Source organism: Mesorhizobium sp. AA23, assembly GCF_001672435.1.
Taxonomy (GTDB): Bacteria; Pseudomonadota; Alphaproteobacteria; order Rhizobiales; family Rhizobiaceae; genus Mesorhizobium.
Genome location: NZ_LYTP01000012.1, coordinates 510,487 through 525,418 on the forward strand (window position 1 = coordinate 510,487; position 14,932 = coordinate 525,418).

At 64.3% G+C, this 14,932-nt stretch carries 13 protein-coding genes; 6 read left to right on the plus strand and 7 right to left on the minus strand.

Features of this window, described 5'->3' with window-relative positions:
- Positions 1 to 75 precede the first annotated feature (75 nt).
- From A9K66_RS13130 to puuE, 5 genes are all read right to left on the minus strand, one after another.
- Positions 76 to 2,061: a CocE/NonD family hydrolase gene (locus A9K66_RS13130; protein WP_067324108.1), complete on the minus strand. Its 1,986-nt coding sequence runs from the start codon at positions 2,059 to 2,061 to the stop codon at positions 76 to 78.
- 83 nt (positions 2,062 to 2,144) lie between these two features.
- Positions 2,145 to 2,738 carry a nucleoside deaminase gene (locus A9K66_RS13135; RefSeq protein ID WP_067324109.1) on the minus strand — a complete coding sequence of 198 codons (594 nt, stop codon included), beginning with the start codon at positions 2,736 to 2,738 and terminating at the stop codon, positions 2,145 to 2,147.
- 19 nt (positions 2,739 to 2,757) lie between these two features.
- Entirely contained in the window at positions 2,758 to 3,249 is a 492-nt protein-coding gene (locus A9K66_RS13140; RefSeq protein ID WP_067324111.1) for an ureidoglycolate lyase, read from the minus strand.
- The gene (locus tag A9K66_RS13145; RefSeq protein WP_067324113.1) at positions 3,246 to 4,106 is read right to left on the minus strand and encodes a bifunctional allantoicase/(S)-ureidoglycine aminohydrolase; all 861 of its coding nucleotides are present in this window, start codon (positions 4,104 to 4,106) and stop codon (positions 3,246 to 3,248) included. Before A9K66_RS13145 ends, A9K66_RS13140 begins: the two co-directional genes overlap by 4 nt.
- A 10-nt stretch (positions 4,107 to 4,116) precedes the next feature.
- On the minus strand, positions 4,117 to 5,541 hold the full coding sequence (puuE, locus tag A9K66_RS13150) for an allantoinase PuuE (RefSeq protein ID WP_067324114.1): 1,425 nt from the start codon (positions 5,539 to 5,541) through the stop codon (positions 4,117 to 4,119).
- Between the two features lie 176 nt (positions 5,542 to 5,717).
- Between puuE and uraH the strand changes: the two genes are divergently transcribed.
- The 4 genes from uraH (at position 5,718) to xdhC (ending at position 10,995) form a co-directional block, all read left to right on the plus strand.
- Positions 5,718 to 6,092 (plus strand): hydroxyisourate hydrolase, encoded by a 375-nt coding sequence (uraH, locus tag A9K66_RS13155; protein ID WP_067324116.1) that lies wholly within the window; start codon positions 5,718 to 5,720, stop codon positions 6,090 to 6,092.
- A gap of 3 nt (positions 6,093 to 6,095) precedes the next feature.
- Positions 6,096 to 7,574, plus strand: a complete 1,479-nt coding sequence (gene xdhA, locus A9K66_RS13160; RefSeq protein WP_067324118.1) for a xanthine dehydrogenase small subunit — start codon at positions 6,096 to 6,098, stop codon at positions 7,572 to 7,574.
- Positions 7,574 to 9,937, plus strand: a complete 2,364-nt coding sequence (xdhB, locus tag A9K66_RS13165) for a xanthine dehydrogenase molybdopterin binding subunit (protein WP_067324119.1) — start codon at positions 7,574 to 7,576, stop codon at positions 9,935 to 9,937. Before xdhA ends, xdhB begins: the two co-directional genes overlap by 1 nt.
- Positions 9,938 to 9,999: 62 nt before the next feature.
- Positions 10,000 to 10,995, plus strand: a complete 996-nt coding sequence (gene xdhC / locus A9K66_RS13170) for a xanthine dehydrogenase accessory protein XdhC (protein WP_067324699.1) — start codon at positions 10,000 to 10,002, stop codon at positions 10,993 to 10,995.
- 25 nt (positions 10,996 to 11,020) lie between these two features.
- Here xdhC and dps read toward each other — a convergent pair whose 3' ends face one another.
- Positions 11,021 to 11,509, minus strand: a complete 489-nt coding sequence (gene dps / locus A9K66_RS13175; RefSeq protein ID WP_067324121.1) for a DNA starvation/stationary phase protection protein Dps — start codon at positions 11,507 to 11,509, stop codon at positions 11,021 to 11,023.
- A gap of 249 nt (positions 11,510 to 11,758) precedes the next feature.
- Between dps and A9K66_RS13180 the strand changes: the two genes are divergently transcribed.
- Complete coding sequence (locus A9K66_RS13180; protein ID WP_067324702.1) at positions 11,759 to 12,595, plus strand: PhzF family phenazine biosynthesis protein; 837 nt, start codon at positions 11,759 to 11,761, stop codon at positions 12,593 to 12,595.
- Between the two features lie 37 nt (positions 12,596 to 12,632).
- On the opposite strand, the gene A9K66_RS13185 is transcribed toward A9K66_RS13180, so the two are convergent.
- Positions 12,633 to 13,553: a LysR family transcriptional regulator gene (locus A9K66_RS13185; RefSeq protein WP_067324122.1), complete on the minus strand. Its 921-nt coding sequence runs from the start codon at positions 13,551 to 13,553 to the stop codon at positions 12,633 to 12,635.
- A 151-nt stretch (positions 13,554 to 13,704) separates the two neighbouring features.
- Here A9K66_RS13185 and A9K66_RS13190 point away from each other — a divergent pair, with 151 nt between their 5' ends.
- Entirely contained in the window at positions 13,705 to 14,931 is a 1,227-nt protein-coding gene (locus tag A9K66_RS13190) for a urate hydroxylase PuuD (RefSeq protein WP_067324124.1), read from the plus strand.
- Position 14,932: the final 1 nt, after the last annotated feature.

Sequence of the window (14,932 nt, forward strand, 5' to 3'; positions counted from 1 at the left end):
AAGCTGTAAGCAAGACCGAATGCGACATGCCGTGGCGTAAATGGCGCGTCGCATTTGGACCAATCTTGTCAGCGCTCACACGAGAGCGCGGGGAATCGTCTGTTTGAAATCGCGCTCGAACACCAGTTTTTCGCCCTCATAGGCCTCGATTCTGGCGCTGAGGATGAAGTCTTGCGCGTCCGAGCGCATCTCGGCGAAGGTCTCGGTCCGCACCGACCATTCATTTCGCGACAATGTCTGCGTCCAATTCGTGCTGCCCGTCGCCGACAGCGGATCGTCGGGTTGGATCGCCCATGTCTCCCGGACCATGCTGCCGTGGACCAGCCCGTGCTCCAGGTCGCGCACCTCGCCGAAATCGTCCGTTACGGCAAGCGTGACGACGCCGGTCTTTTCGTTGCGGTGGATATGCCGCTCGGAATTGGTCGGCCTGATCGTCTCGGTCGCCCAGGGCGTAGCCCCTTCCGGTTCGAGGAACGACACCTCGTCGGCCGTCGCCGGCGGGCGCAGCGGCAGCTTGAGCGTCGCGGCCGACAGTTCGAGCGTCGCCGGCTCCGGCGAAGGCCAGATCATCGGCCAGTAGGCGGTCGAGACGGCGACCCGCAGCCGGTGGCCGGCCGGCACCCGGTAGGCGCACTGGTCGAGCACGACGCGTGCCGAGACCGTCTCGCCTGGCACCAGCGCTTCCGGGAACTCGTGCGAGTTGCGGTGGGTGAGGTTGAGCACGCCATAGGAGATCAGCTCCGAGGCGCCGTCCGGATGCACGTCGCAGAGACGCACCGCGAGGTTGGCCTGGCGGCGGTCCGAGGCAACCCGTACTTCGACTTCAGGCGCGCCGACGATGTCGATCGCCTCCTCGAGTTCGACCTGGTCGAAGCATACCGAAAGCGCGTCGTCGGAGCGCTGGTCGCCCGGCAGTTCCGGACCGAAGGTGAAGGGAAAATACTCGCCGCCGGCAAGCCCGCAACTTTGCGGCGAGGCGACGATTGCCGGCCCGGCGCCCTCGGGAATGAGCCCGGTTGCCTTGATCTTGATGTTGGGCGAGGGCCATTGCTGTTCCGCAATCCAGCGGCCTGGCCGTTCGGGATGCCAGCGGGCCGGACGCACGCTATCCATCACATAGGCGCGGTAGTCCGGGTCGGCCTCGACGCCGGTCGCCGCGCCCTTCAGCCAGCGGTCCCACCAGCGCAGCGCCTCCTGCAGGAAACCGATGGCCGGATTGGGTGCCGCGTAATGCGGATATTTGTGGATCCAGGGGCCGACGATGCCCTTCACCGGCGCCTGGATGTTGGTGACCAGATTGGAGATCGTGTTGCGGTAGCCGTCATGCCAACCGCCGATCGACAGCACTGCCGCCTTAACGGCCGAAAAGTCCTCGCAGATCGAGCCGCGTTTCCAGTAGGCATCGCGATGCTGGTGGCTGAGCCATAGCGGCGCGAGAAAAGGCTGGTTCTCCAGACGGCTCAGCCACAGATCGCGCCAGCGGTTGCCGCCGGCGATTTCCGGATCCGGCGGCCGCGACGAGTAGGAGAGCATCGTCGAGGCCCAGCCGAAATTCTCGAGCAGCAGGCAGCCGCCCTTGTAGTGAATGTCGTCGGCATAGCGGTCGACGGTCGAGCACAGGCTGATCACCGCCTTCAGCGCCGGCGGCTGCTTTGCCGCGACCTGCAGGCAGTTGAAGCCGCCCCAGGATATGCCCATCATGCCGACATTGCCGTTGCACCAGGGCTGCGCGGCCGCCCAGGCGATGACGTCGCAGGCGTCCTGCAATTCCTGCTCGGAATATTCGTCGTCCATCAGCCCTTCGGAATCGCCGTTGCCGCGCATGTCGACGCGGATCGAGGCATAGCCGTGTCCGGCGAAATAAGGATGCGTCAGCTGATCGCGGAAGATGGTGCCGTCGCGCTTGCGGTAGGGCAAATGCTCGAGGACCGCCGGCACCGGGTTGTCGCCGGCATCCTCAGGCATCCATATGCGCGCCGACAGCCGGCAGCCATCCGGCATGACGATGCCCATGTCGGGAAATTCGACGACCTTGCGGGGGAATTCTGCGACGGTTTTCATGCAAGGCACATGATGGAACCGTCTGGAAGGCGTCGTGGGCCAGCCGGCGAAATCGGCTGGTCAATAAGCGTCAGATCAAAGCGTCAGTTCAGCGGAATGTCGTTATCGGCCTTGCTCGCCTGGTATGTACCGGAGAGCTCGTCATAAAGGGCGGAGATTTGGCCGATGCGCGCCTCCAGCCGCCTGCGTTCCGACCCGGGCAAAGCGCGCACCAATCGGCGTATGGAAAAGCTCTTCCAGTAGGCGTTCTCGGCATTGTAGCCGCCGGGATCGAGTGTGAAGACCTCTTTGAGAATCTTCAGGTCATGCGGGATGGCGAAGCTGTCGCGCGAGTCCTCGTGGCTAAAGAGGTAGTAGAAATTGTCGAAGCCGGTCCAGGTGATCGCCGACAGGCACAGCGAGCAGGGCTCGTGCGTGGCCAGGAACAGTGCATCCCTGGTGTCGACGCGCTCGGCTTTTGGCATTTCGTAAAATCGCTTCAGGCAGTGCATTTCGCCATGCCAGAGCGGATTTTCGATCTCGTTGTTGGTTTCGGCAATCACCAGCGAGCGGTCGTCTTTCCGCAGGATGGCGGCGCCGAAGAGTTTGTTGCCATGGGCAACGCCTTCAGCGGTCTTCGGCACGATATCGTGCTCGATAACGTCGAGCAGGCGGTCGATCAGCGAAATGTCTGTCATCGGGGAAAACTGGCAGCTTTCAGGGAAGATGGATCTCGTAAGGGTGCGAGAAATGGCACTCTTCGAGGTTGGCGCCGTCGCCGCCGCGGTCGACGATGAGGAAGTCCTGTTCCTCGCCGATCGGCGTCAGCACGCCGTGCCAGAGGTTGCGCCGGTAGTTGATGCCCTGCCCGGGCGCGGTGATGAAGGCGTGCGGCTCGCCTGGGCCGTCCTGAGTGTCATGGCAGACGACAACCAGGAATGGCCGCGGCGACAACGGAATGAAGGCCTGGCTGCCGAGCGGATGGCGCTCGACCATGGTCAGTTTCAGAGGCATCTCGTAGGGGGTGCCGCGCACCATCGAGATCAGCACCTTGGCATTCGGCCCGGTGGCCTCGGCAGTGGCGAGATCGTGGTAGCGCATCGCCTTGCCGCCATTGATCGGGTAGCGGTTCTCGCCGCCCATATCGATCACGTCGCCAAACGGCGCGAAGTTTTCGCGTGTCAGCGGCTGGGCCACGATTTGGGTCACCGCGCGCGAGCCCCAAGGGCGCCGCCAAGCTTGGCGTGCCGGTTGACGTCCTTGTATAGCAGGTAGCGGAAATTCCCGGGACCGCCGGCGTAGCAGGCCTGCGGGCAAAAGGCGCGCAGCCACATGAAGTCGCCGGCCTCGACCTCGACCCAGTCCTGATTGAGGCGATAGACTGCCTTGCCTTCGAGCACATAGAGCCCATGCTCCATGACATGGGTCTCGGCGAAGGGGATGACCGCGCCGGGTTTGAGCGTGACGATGGTGACATGCATATCGTGGCGCATGTCGGCCGGGTCGACGAAGCGCGTCGTCGCCCAGTGGCCTCCCGTGCCGGGCATCGGGCTCGGCTCGACCTCCTTGTCGCTGCTGAAGAAGGCTTCCGGAACGTCGAGGCCGTCGACCGCCTCATAGGCCTTGCGGACCCAGTGGAAGCGGACCGCACCGCTGCTCTCATTGCGCACCGTCCAGCCGCTGCCCGGCGGCAGGAAGGCGAAGCCGCCTGGGCGAAGCACATGGTTCTTGCCGGCAAGCGAGACCGTAAGCTCGCCCTCGACCACGAACAGCACGCCCTCGGCTTCGGGGTCGAGCTCAGGCCGGTCGCTGCCGCCGCCGGGCAGGACCTCGACGATGTACTGCGAAAAGGTCTCGGCGAAGCCCGAAAGCGGTCTTGCGATGATCCAGGCCCTTGTCTTGTCCCAGAACGGCAGCGGGCTGGTGACGATGTCCTGCATCACGCCCTTGGGGATCACCGCATAGGCTTCGGTGAAGACGGCGCGGCCGGTCAACAGCTCGTGCTGACCGGGATGGCCGCCATGCGGCGCGTAATAGGTTCGCTCGGCCATGTTCATCCTGTCCATGTGTTGAAGCCTATTTTGGAAGCATGTCTTTCAGCCGAAGCAGCGCGATGCGCTCGACTTGTTTGCACGCGGTGTCGAATTCATTGCTGCGGCTGTTGCCGATGCGAGCCTCGAACTCCGCCAGGATCTGGTCCTTCGTCTTGCCCTTGACCGCGATGATGAAGGGAAAGCCGAAGGTCGTGACATAGGCGGCGTTGAGCTTCGAAAACAGCTCGCGCTCCTTGTCGGTCAGCGCGTCGAGCCCGGCGGAGGCCTGTTCTTTGGCTGATTCCGGCGTCAGCCGCTTGGCCGCCGCCAGCTTGCCGGCAAGGTCGGGATGGGCGTTGAGCACAGAAAGCCGCTCGGCCTCGGTCGCCGCGCGGAAGACGCGGCAGAGCGCGTTGTGCAGGCCGCCGGCGCTGTCATGGGCCGGGCCGAGCTCCAGTTCGTAGGCCCGCTCGGCGATCCACGGCGAATGCTCGAACACCCCGCCGAAAGCATGCACGAATTCCTCGAATTCCATCCGAGACGGGCGCAGCGCCGGCGCCTGGTAGGGGTGCGTCTCGCGCCAGTGTTTTGCGATATCGATGCGCCGGGTCAGCCACACCCTGTCATGCGACTTCACATAGTCGACGAAGCGCTTCAGCGCCGCCACGCGGCCCGGACGGCCGACCAGCCGGCAATGCAGGCCGATGTTCATCATGCGCGGCCGCCCCGCCTTGCCCTCCGCATAGAGCGTGTCGAAACTGTCCTTCAGATAGGCGAAGAACTGGTCGCCCGAATTGAAGCCCTGCGGCGTGGCAAAGCGCATGTCGTTGGCGTCGAGCGTGTAGGGGATGATGAGCTGCGGCTTCTCCAGACCACCCCGGTCGAACCAGTAGGGCAATTCGTCGTCATATGTGTCGGAGACGTAATCGAAGCCGCCTTCCTCGGCGACGAGTCGCACCGTGTTGACCGAAGTGCGGCCGGTGTACCAGCCGGTCGGCCGCGCGCCGGTCACTTCGTAATGCAGACGGATCGTCTCTTCGAGGTCGCGTCGCTCGTCCTCCGCGCTATGGTCGCGGTAGTCGATCCATTTCAGCCCGTGCGAGGCGATCTCCCAGCCGGCCTCCTGCATCGCCGCGACCTGATCGGGGGAGCGTGCCAGCGCCGTGGCGACGCCGTAGCAGGTCACCGGCACCTCAGCTTGCGTGAACAGCCGGTAGAGCCGCCAGAAGCCGGCGCGGGCGCCGTATTCATAGATCGATTCCATGTTCCAGTGGCGCTGGCCGAGCCAGGGGGCGGCGCCGACGATCTCGGACAGGAAGGCTTCGGAAGCCTTGTCGCCGTGCAGCACGCAGTTCTCGCCGCCTTCTTCGTAATTGACGACGAACTGCACCGCGACATAGGCGCCGCCGGGCCATTTCGGGTCTGGCGGATTGGCTCCGTAACCGCGCATGTCCCGTTCGTAACGCATGATCGCTCCTGCCCGACTGTTGAGATGAAGATATCGAAAGGAGTGCTCGTGCATTCCCCCGAAAATTTTTGAAAGTGCTTTTTGCCGCACTCCGCTCGACCGGGGCTTATGCATCGCCTTTAATTGGCGCACAATTGACCTGAAAACGTTCGACTACTTGGGATGGGAGGCGGCCAGTGGCAGAAACGTCGAAAGCCGATGGCGGGCGTCTGACGACCCATGTCCTCGATACCGCGACCGGCAGGCCGGCAAAGGGCCTTTCGATTGGGCTTTTCCGCCTCGAAGGCCAGGCCCGCACGCATTTGAAGACCGTCACCACCAATGATGACGGCCGCTGCGACGCCCCGTTGCTTGCCGGCGCCGACTTCCGCACCGGCGAGTACGAGCTGGTCTTCGCTGCCGGCGATTATCTGCGCGGGCAGGGCGCCAGCCTGCCGGAGCCGGCTTTCCTCGACATCGTGCCGATCCGCTTCGGCATGGCGGAGGAGCGGCATTATCATGTGCCGCTCTTGATCTCGCCCTACGGCTACTCGACCTATCGCGGGAGCTGAGACATGGCCGACAAGACCCGTAACCAGATACGCTTCATCCTGAACGGCGACGATGTCGCGCTGAACGACATCGCCCCCGACGCGACCCTGCTCGACTGGCTGCGGTTGAACCGCTCGCTGCGCGGCACCAAGGAAGGCTGCGCCGAGGGCGATTGCGGCGCCTGCACGGTGCTGGTCGGCAAGCTGTCGGTCGAGGGCCTGGTCTATGAAAGCGTCAATGCTTGCATCCGCTTCATGGGCTCGCTCGACGGCACGCATGTCGTCACCGTTGAGCACCTGCGCGGCAATGGCGAACAGCTTCACCCCGTGCAGCAGGCGATGGTCGATTTCCATGGCTCGCAATGCGGTTTCTGCACGCCCGGCTTCGTCATGTCGCTCTATGCGCTGTGGATGAAGACGCCCAACCCGGCCGACGCGGCGATCGAAAAGGCGCTGCAGGGCAATCTCTGCCGCTGTACCGGCTACGAGGCGATCATGCGCGCCGCGCGCGCCATATCAAGCTACGGCAAGGCGGCGAAGGACCCGCTGGCAGTGGAGCGCAAGGATATCACTGCACGGCTGGGAGCGCTGCGCGACGGCGCCAGGGTCGAGGTCGGTTCGGGTAAGGAGCGGCTGATCGTGCCGGCTGGCGTCGACGATTTCGCCATGGCGCTCGAGAAGGAGCCTGGCGCCACCATCGTTGCCGGCTCAACCGATGTCGGGCTGTGGGTCACCAAGCATATGCGCGACATCTCGCCGGCTATCTTCATCGGTGGCCTCGACGGCTTGCGCACGATCTCGGAGACCGATGGCGTGATTACGATCGGCGCCGGCGTGACTTACAGCGAAGCCTTCGCCACGCTTTCCAGGCGTATCCCGGCCTTGGGACCGCTGGTCGACCGCATCGGCGGCGAGCAGGTGCGCAACATGGGCACCATCGGCGGCAACATCGCCAACGGCTCTCCGATCGGCGACACGCCGCCGCCGCTGATCGCGCTCGGCGCGCAGCTCACGCTCCGCAAGGGCAAAGCCCGACGCACGATCCCGCTCGAAACCTTCTTCATTGCCTATGGCAAGCAGGATCGGCAGCCCGGCGAATTCGTCGAGGCCGTCCATGTGCCCGTGCCGGCAGAGGGCACGAAATTTGCCGTCTACAAGGTCACCAAGCGCCGCGACGAGGACATTACTGCTACCCTCGGCGCCTTTTATCTGACCGAGGCCAAGGACGGCACCGTGGCGGATATCCGTATCGCCTATGGCGGCATGGCGCCGACGCCGAAGCGGGCGACTGCGGTTGAAACCGCCCTTATCGGCAAAGTCTGGACCGAAGCGAGTGTCGAGTCCGCGATGGCCGAATACGCCAGCGACTTCACGCCAATTACCGATATGCGTGCAACGGCCGAGTATCGGGCGCTGGCGGCGAGAAATCTTTTGCTGCGTTTTTATATCGAAACCACCGGCACCGGGGCGCCGTTTCAAGTGACCCGCACCGAGGCGGCCTGATGAACAAGCACGCCACTCCCAACCTCAAGGCCGAAAAAATCGTCGGCGGCGTCGCCACCGAGCAGCGGCACGATTCCGCGCACAAGCATGTCAGCGGCGCCGCCGTCTATATCGACGACATGCCTGAGCCTGCCGGCACGCTGCATGTCGGCCTTGGCCTCGCCAATGTCGCGCACGGCATGCTGAAGAGCATCGATCTGTCGGCGGTGCGCGCAGCGCCAGGCGTCGTCGATGTGCTGACCTGTGCCGACGTGCCCGGCGAGAACGACGTCTCGCCGAGCAACATGCATGACGATCCGGTGCTCGCCGAGCACAAGGTGCACTTCTACGGCCAGCCGATCTTCGCCGTGGTAGCTGAGACACGCGAGGCGGCGCGCCGCGCGGCACGCCTGGCTAGGATCGAATATGACGAGCTTCCGGCTGTGATCGACATCTGGGACCTCGACCCGGTCAAGGACAAGCAGGTCACCACGCCGCTGATCCTGAAGCGCGGCGATGCGGCCGCGGCGATTGCGGCGGCACCCCGCCGCATCAAGAACCGCATGTGGCTTGGCGGCCAGGACCATTTCTACCTCGAGGGCCAGGTCTCGCTGACGATCCCCGGTGAGGACGACGAGGTGATCGTCTATTGCTCGACGCAGGGGCCGAGCGAGACGCAGCATCTGGTTGCGCATGCGCTCGGCGTGCCGAGCCATGCGGTGACGGTGGAAGTGCGCCGCATGGGCGGCGGCTTCGGCGGCAAGGAGACGCAGGCCAACCAATGCGCGGCCATAGCCGCCATCGCGGCCAAGAAGCTGGGGCGCGCGGTGAAGATCAGGCTCGACCGCGACGAGGACATGACCGCCACAGGCAAGCGGCATGATTTTGCCATCGACTACGAGGTCGGCTTCGACGACGAGGGCAACATCCTCGGCGTCGATTTCACCTATGCCCTGCGCTGCGGCTTCTCCGCCGACCTGTCCGGTCCGGTCGGCGACCGGGCGCTCTTCCATTGCGACAACGCTTACTTCTATCCGGCGGTGCACGCGAAATCGGCGCCGCTTTTCACCAACACGGTCTCGAACACCGCTTTCCGCGGCTTTGGCGGCCCGCAAGGCATGGTCGGCGCGGAGCGCGTCATCGACGAAGTGGCCTTCGCGGTCGGCAAGGATCCGCTCGAAATCCGCAAGCTCAATTTTTATGACCCGATGGATGCGATCGGCGAACGCTGCCTCACGCCCTATCACCAGAAGGTCGAGGACAACATCATCCACCGCATCGTCGCTGAGCTGGAGGAAAGCGCCAATTACGCGCGGCGGCGGCGCGAGATCAGCGCCTTCAACAACAACAGCCGCTTCATCAAGCGCGGCCTGGCGCTGACTCCGGTCAAGTTCGGCATTTCCTTCACAAAGACCGAGGCCAACCAGGCCGGCGCCCTGGTGCATGTCTATGCAGACGGCTCGGTGCATATGAACCATGGCGGCACCGAAATGGGCCAGGGCCTGCATCTCAAGGTGGCGCAGGTCGTCGCCGAGGAATTCCAGATCGATCTCGACCGGGTCAAGATCACCGCCACCACCACAGCCAAGGTGCCGAACACCTCGCCGACGGCGGCATCTTCCGGCGCCGACCTCAACGGCATGGCGGCGCAGGATGCCGCTCGGCAGATCCGCAAGCGGCTGACGGATTTCGCGGCCGAAAAATACCAGGTGCCGCTCGACCAAGTCGTGTTCCTACCCAACCGGGTGCGCATCGGCAACCAGGAAATCGCCTTCAACGATCTGGTCAAGCAAGCCTACATGAACCGCGTCCAGCTCTCGGCGGCTGGCTTCTACAAGACGCCGAAGATCCATTGGGACCGCAGCAAGGGCCGCGGCCATGCCTTCTACTACTACGCCTATGGCGCGGCCTGCTCGGAAGTCTCGGTCGATACGCTGACCGGCGAATATGTCGTCGAGCGCACCGACATCCTGCACGATGCCGGCCGCTCGCTGAACCGCGCGATCGACCTCGGCCAGGTCGAGGGCGGCTTCATCCAGGGCATGGGCTGGCTGACGACGGAAGAGCTTTGGTGGGACAACAGCGGCCGGCTGCGCACGCATGCGCCGTCGACCTACAAGATCCCGCTCGCTTCCGACCGGCCAAAAATCTTCAACGTCAAGTTGACCGACTGGTCATCGGCCTACGAGCCGACCATCCATCGCTCCAAGGCGGTCGGCGAGCCGCCGCTGCCGCACGGCATGTCGGTGCTGCATGCGCTCTCCGACGCGGTGGCGAGTGTCGCCGATCACAGGATCTGCCCGCGCCTCGATGCCCCGGCGACGCCGGAACGGGTGCTGATGGCGATCGAAAGGCTGAAGCGGGAAGCCGCAAAGCCGGCCTGAACCGGCCAAAACGTGCAATTCGAGGTGCGAAACGCTATATTTCCTGGGTGGAAATGCAGACGATGAACTCGAAAGTGCAAAGCCTGAAGGCGTTTCTCGGCCAGGCCGGCCGGGCCGCGCTCGTCGAGGTCGCGGCCACCAAGGGCTCGACCCCGCGCGAAGCCGGCGCCTTCATGCTCGTCTCACCATCGGCGATTTTTGGCACCATCGGCGGCGGCCAGCTTGAATTCATGGCGATCGACAAGGCGCGGCAGATGCTTTTCTCCTCCCTTGAGAGCGAGATGGCCGCGAAGCGGCCAGAGGGGGTGCTCTCAGAAGGCAAGCGAGCGCCGAGCACTGCCCCGGTGACCCAACCTGGCGGCTCCGCCGCCACCCTGCCCTGGAGGGGGAGGGAAGCCCGCATCGAGGTCGACGAAACCTGCGCGACCCTGGATGTTCCACTGGGTCCTGAAATCGGCCAATGCTGCGGCGGCCGAGTCGAGGTTCTGATCCGCTTGGTTGACGCTAAGATCGAACAGGAACTGGTAGCCAAGGCCGAGGCCGAGGAGGCGCATCTGCCGCATGTCTATGTCTTTGGCGGCGGCCATGTCGGCCAGGCGCTGGCCGCGTCGTTGGCGCTGCTGCCCATTCATGTGGAGGTCGTCGAGACGCGGGCCGATGCGCTGGAAGGCATGCCGGAAACGGTTGAGACGCGGCTGACGCCGATGCCCGAAGCGGTGGTGCGCGAAGCCCGTGCGGGATCGGCCTTCGCCATCCTCACCCATGACCATGCGCTGGATTTCCTGATCGTCGCCGAGGCGCTGAAGCGCGACGACGCCGCCTATGTCGGCATGATCGGCTCGAAGACCAAGAAGGCGACGTTCAAGAACTGGTTCCTGAAGTCCGACGAGGGCAGCGAGGCCCAGTTCAACCGTCTCGTCTCGCCGATCGGCGGCAATGCCGTGAAGGACAAGCGCCCGCCGGTGATCGCCGCGCTCGCCGCCGCCGAGATCATGACGGCGCTGGTGTCGCATGCGGTCCAGGCCTCGGCCGCGCCCGCAAAGGCGATGGCCGGCTGATTCAGCCGGGGAGGAGCCTAGCCGGCTATTCCTTTTCCTGCGTATGCGCTTCGAGGAACCACAGCAACTTGTCGAGCGAACGCGAGTAGGCGGTAAAAATGTCGGCGGTGTCGGCATCGCCGGCGTCGTCCGCCTCGTCGATCGCCTCACGCGCCAGCCTGGCAGCGGTGGCATAGCGGTCGATCAGCGCCGCCAGATGATCCTTGGTCTTGTGGATGTCGGTCGGATAGGGCTGGAGCTTCGTTGCCCTCGACACCTCCTGCGAGGTGCCGTGCGCGGTGCCGCCAAGCTGCACGGCGCGTTCTGCGATGATGTCGACATGGCCGTCGATCTCCTCGCGGAACTCGTCGAGCATCTCATGGATGGCGATGAACTGCGGGCCCTTGACGTTCCAGTGCGCCTGCTTGGTGACCAGCGCCAGGTCGATGGCATCGGCAAGCCTGGCATTGAGAAGATCGATCGATTCCTTCTTGGCGTCGGATTTGAGGTCGTTCTTGGTGACAATGGCGTCCATGGTCGGCTCCTGTGGCGCTGGGTCGCTGTGAAAGCTGGGGACTTGGTCTCGAAGGGCGGCCGTGCAGCCGCCAATCGCCAGAACGGCGACGGAGCGGGTTTCGTTCCGCGTCGGATCGAGGGGCGCACAGCTGGCGAAGGTATGACTGATGCTCACAGCTGCTCGTCGCTTTCTTCGTTTCCCAAACCGGATTGAACCGTGTTTTCTGCACGCCTGGCGAACACGAATGACGAACACGGGACGAGCGACATGGATGTCTTGCGCATAGCGGCATTTTCGGACGGCAACAGCGGCGGCAACCCGGCCGGCGTGGTGATTGGCGAGGTTCTGCCCGACGCCGCAGACATGCAGCGCGTCGCTGCAGAGGTCGGCTTTTCCGAGACCGCCTTTGCCGCACGTGAAGGCGACGGCTGGCGTGTCCGCTACTTTTCGCCCGAATCGGAAGTGCCGTTCTGCGGCCATGCCACCATCGCGCTGGGCGCGGCCCTCGTTAGAAAGTTCGGTGACGGAATTTTCAAGCTGCTCCTGAATCAGGCCGCCATCACCGTCGAAGGGTTTCGCGACGGCGCCAACTTTGCCGCCGCCCTGCAGTCGCCGCCGACGCGCAGCCGGCCGGCCCCGTCGGAGCTGGCCGGCGAGACCCTGGCCATGTTCGGTTACCAGCCGGGCGATCTCGATCCCGCCATTCCGCCGGCGCTGATTCATGGCGGCGCCGACCATCTGGTGCTGGCCTTGAAGTCGCGCAAGGCGCTCGCCGCCATGGCCTATGACCTGAAACAGGGCCGGGCCCTGATGCGGCGCGAGGGACTGGTAACGATCCTGCTCGCCTATGCCGAAACGCCGCGTCTCTTCCACACGCGCAATCCCTTCGCTTCCGGCGGCGTCTACGAGGATTCGGCGACCGGCGCTGCCGCCGCCGCCTTTGCCGGCTATCTGCGCGACATTGGCTGGGCGCATGGCGGCGCGATCGATATCGCTCAGGGCGAGGATATGGGCATGCGCTCGCGGCTGCATGCCGATATTCCGCCCACCCCGGGCAGCTCGATCCGGGTATCCGGCACAGCCCGCCTGATGGACGAAGACTGAGTGTGGTCACCCACGCGAAGGCGCGTGCCCGCCAGCCCTACCTACCGGCAAGAATGTCCTTGATCAGCCGCTGGCAGCGATCGGCCATGAAGTCGAGCAGCAGGCGCACCTTCGGATCCTGCAGCTTCTTGTGCGGATAGACGGCAGCGAACTGCACCGGCGTCGGCGGCGTCGTTGCCAGGATCACTCTCAGCCGCTGATCGCGGATGAACGGCTCGACCTCGAAGCGCGGCTTGTTGATGATGCCGCGCCCCGACAGCGCCCAGCCTGTCAGCACATCGCCATCGTCCGTATCGTAGGGTCCATGCACCTCGAATTTCTGCGGACCGTTCGGCGTCTGCAGCGTCCAGACATATTCGCGCGTGCCGGAATAGCGCAGCATCAGGCAATCATGTTTCTTGCCGATCAGTTCCTGCGGCTCGACCGGCTCGCCGCGCGCCTCGAGGTATTTCGGCGCCGCCACCAGCACGCGCTCGCATTCCATGATGCCGCGCATCCGAAGGCTGGAATCCTCGATGATGCCAAGCCGGAAGGCGACGTCGATGCCTTCCTTCATGATGTCGACATTGTGGTCGGAGAGTCTCAGCCGCACCTCGATATCGGGGTATTTGTCGTGGAAATCCGGAATGCCCGAGGCGATCAGCCGCCGGCCGAGGCCGAGCGGCGCCGTCACCTTGATCGTGCCGCGCGGCTGGCCGGAAAGTGCTGCGACCGCGGCCTCCGCCTCGGTGATCGCGTCCAGCACCTGCTTGGCGCCGGTGTAGAACACCGTGCCGTGCTCGGTCGGCATCAGCTGCCTCGTGGTGCGGTTGAACAGCCGCACGCCGAGGTGCTTCTCCAACTCCTTGATGCGATTGGAGGCGACCGCCGGCGAGATGCGCATGTCGCGCCCGGCCGCCGACAGATTGCCGAGCTCGACGACGCGGACGAAGACGGCGATATTGTCGAGATAGGCCATGCGACGGTCGTGGCTCTCAAATGGCTGCGTGGGACGACCCTAGTATTTTCCATTTTTTTTTGAAAGTCATCGCGCGCCCTGCCTCTTTTCGTTTGCGCTCCAGACCGTAAAGTCGCCTGATCGGCAGGGACGATTTCCCAGGGGCGACTCGATGATGGATTTTGCGATTTTCTGGGACTGGCTGAGCTTCGCCGTCCGCTGGCTGCATGTCATCACCGGCATCGCCTGGATCGGCTCGTCCTTCTATTTCGTCGCCCTCGATCTCGGGCTGCGCCAGCGTCCCGGCCTGCCCGCCGGCGCCTTCGGCGAGGAGTGGCAGGTGCATGGCGGCGGCTTCTACCACATCCAGAAATATCTGGTGGCGCCGGCGGAGATGCCGGAGCACCTGACCTGGTTCAAATGGGAATCCTACGCCACCTGGCTGTCGGGCTTCGCCATGCTTTGCGTGGTCTACTATGCCGGCGCCGACCTCTTCCTGATCGACCCCAACGTGCTCAACATCTCGGTGCCCGTCGGCATCCTCTTGTCGCTGGCAACGATCGGCGTCGGCTGGATCGTCTACGACCTGCTCTGCCGCTCGCCGCTCGGCAAAAGCGATACCGGCCTGATGCTGGTGCTCTACTGCGTGCTGGTCTTCATCGCGTGGGGGCTGACCCATCTCTTCACCGGCCGTGCCGCCTTCCTGCATCTCGGCGCCATCACCGCCACGATCATGTCGGCCAATGTCTTCATGGTCATCATCCCCAACCAGAAGATCGTCGTCGCCGACCTGATCGCCGGCCGCAAGCCGGACCCGAAATACGGCAAGATTGCCAAGCAGCGCTCGCTGCACAACAACTACCTGACCTTGCCGGTGCTGTTTCTGATGCTGTCGAACCACTACCCGCTGGCCTTCGGCACGCAGTTCAACTGGGTCATCGCCTCGCTGGTCTTCATCATCGGCGTGCTGATCCGGCACTATTTCAACACCGTGCACGCGAGGAAGGGCAACCCGACCTGGACCTGGCTGGGTGCCGCCGTGCTGTTCATGATCGTCATCTGGCTGTCGACCGTGCCCAAGGTGCTGACAGCGGAGCCCAAGACCTCCGCCGCATCCGCCGCTGCCCAGGTCTACATCGCCTCGGCGCATTTCCCGGCCGTGCGCGACACCGTGCTCGGCCGTTGCTCGATGTGCCATACCGAAGAGCCGGCCTATGAAGGAATCTACCATGCGCCGAAGGGCGTGTTGCTCGACACCGACGCGCGCATCGCCGATCATGCCCGGGAGATCTACCTCCAGGCCGGCCGCGCGCATGCCATGCCGCCCGCCAACGTCACTCAGATAACCGACCAGGAACGGGCCCTTTTGGTGGCCTGGTTCGAAGGCGCCGGAAAGTAAG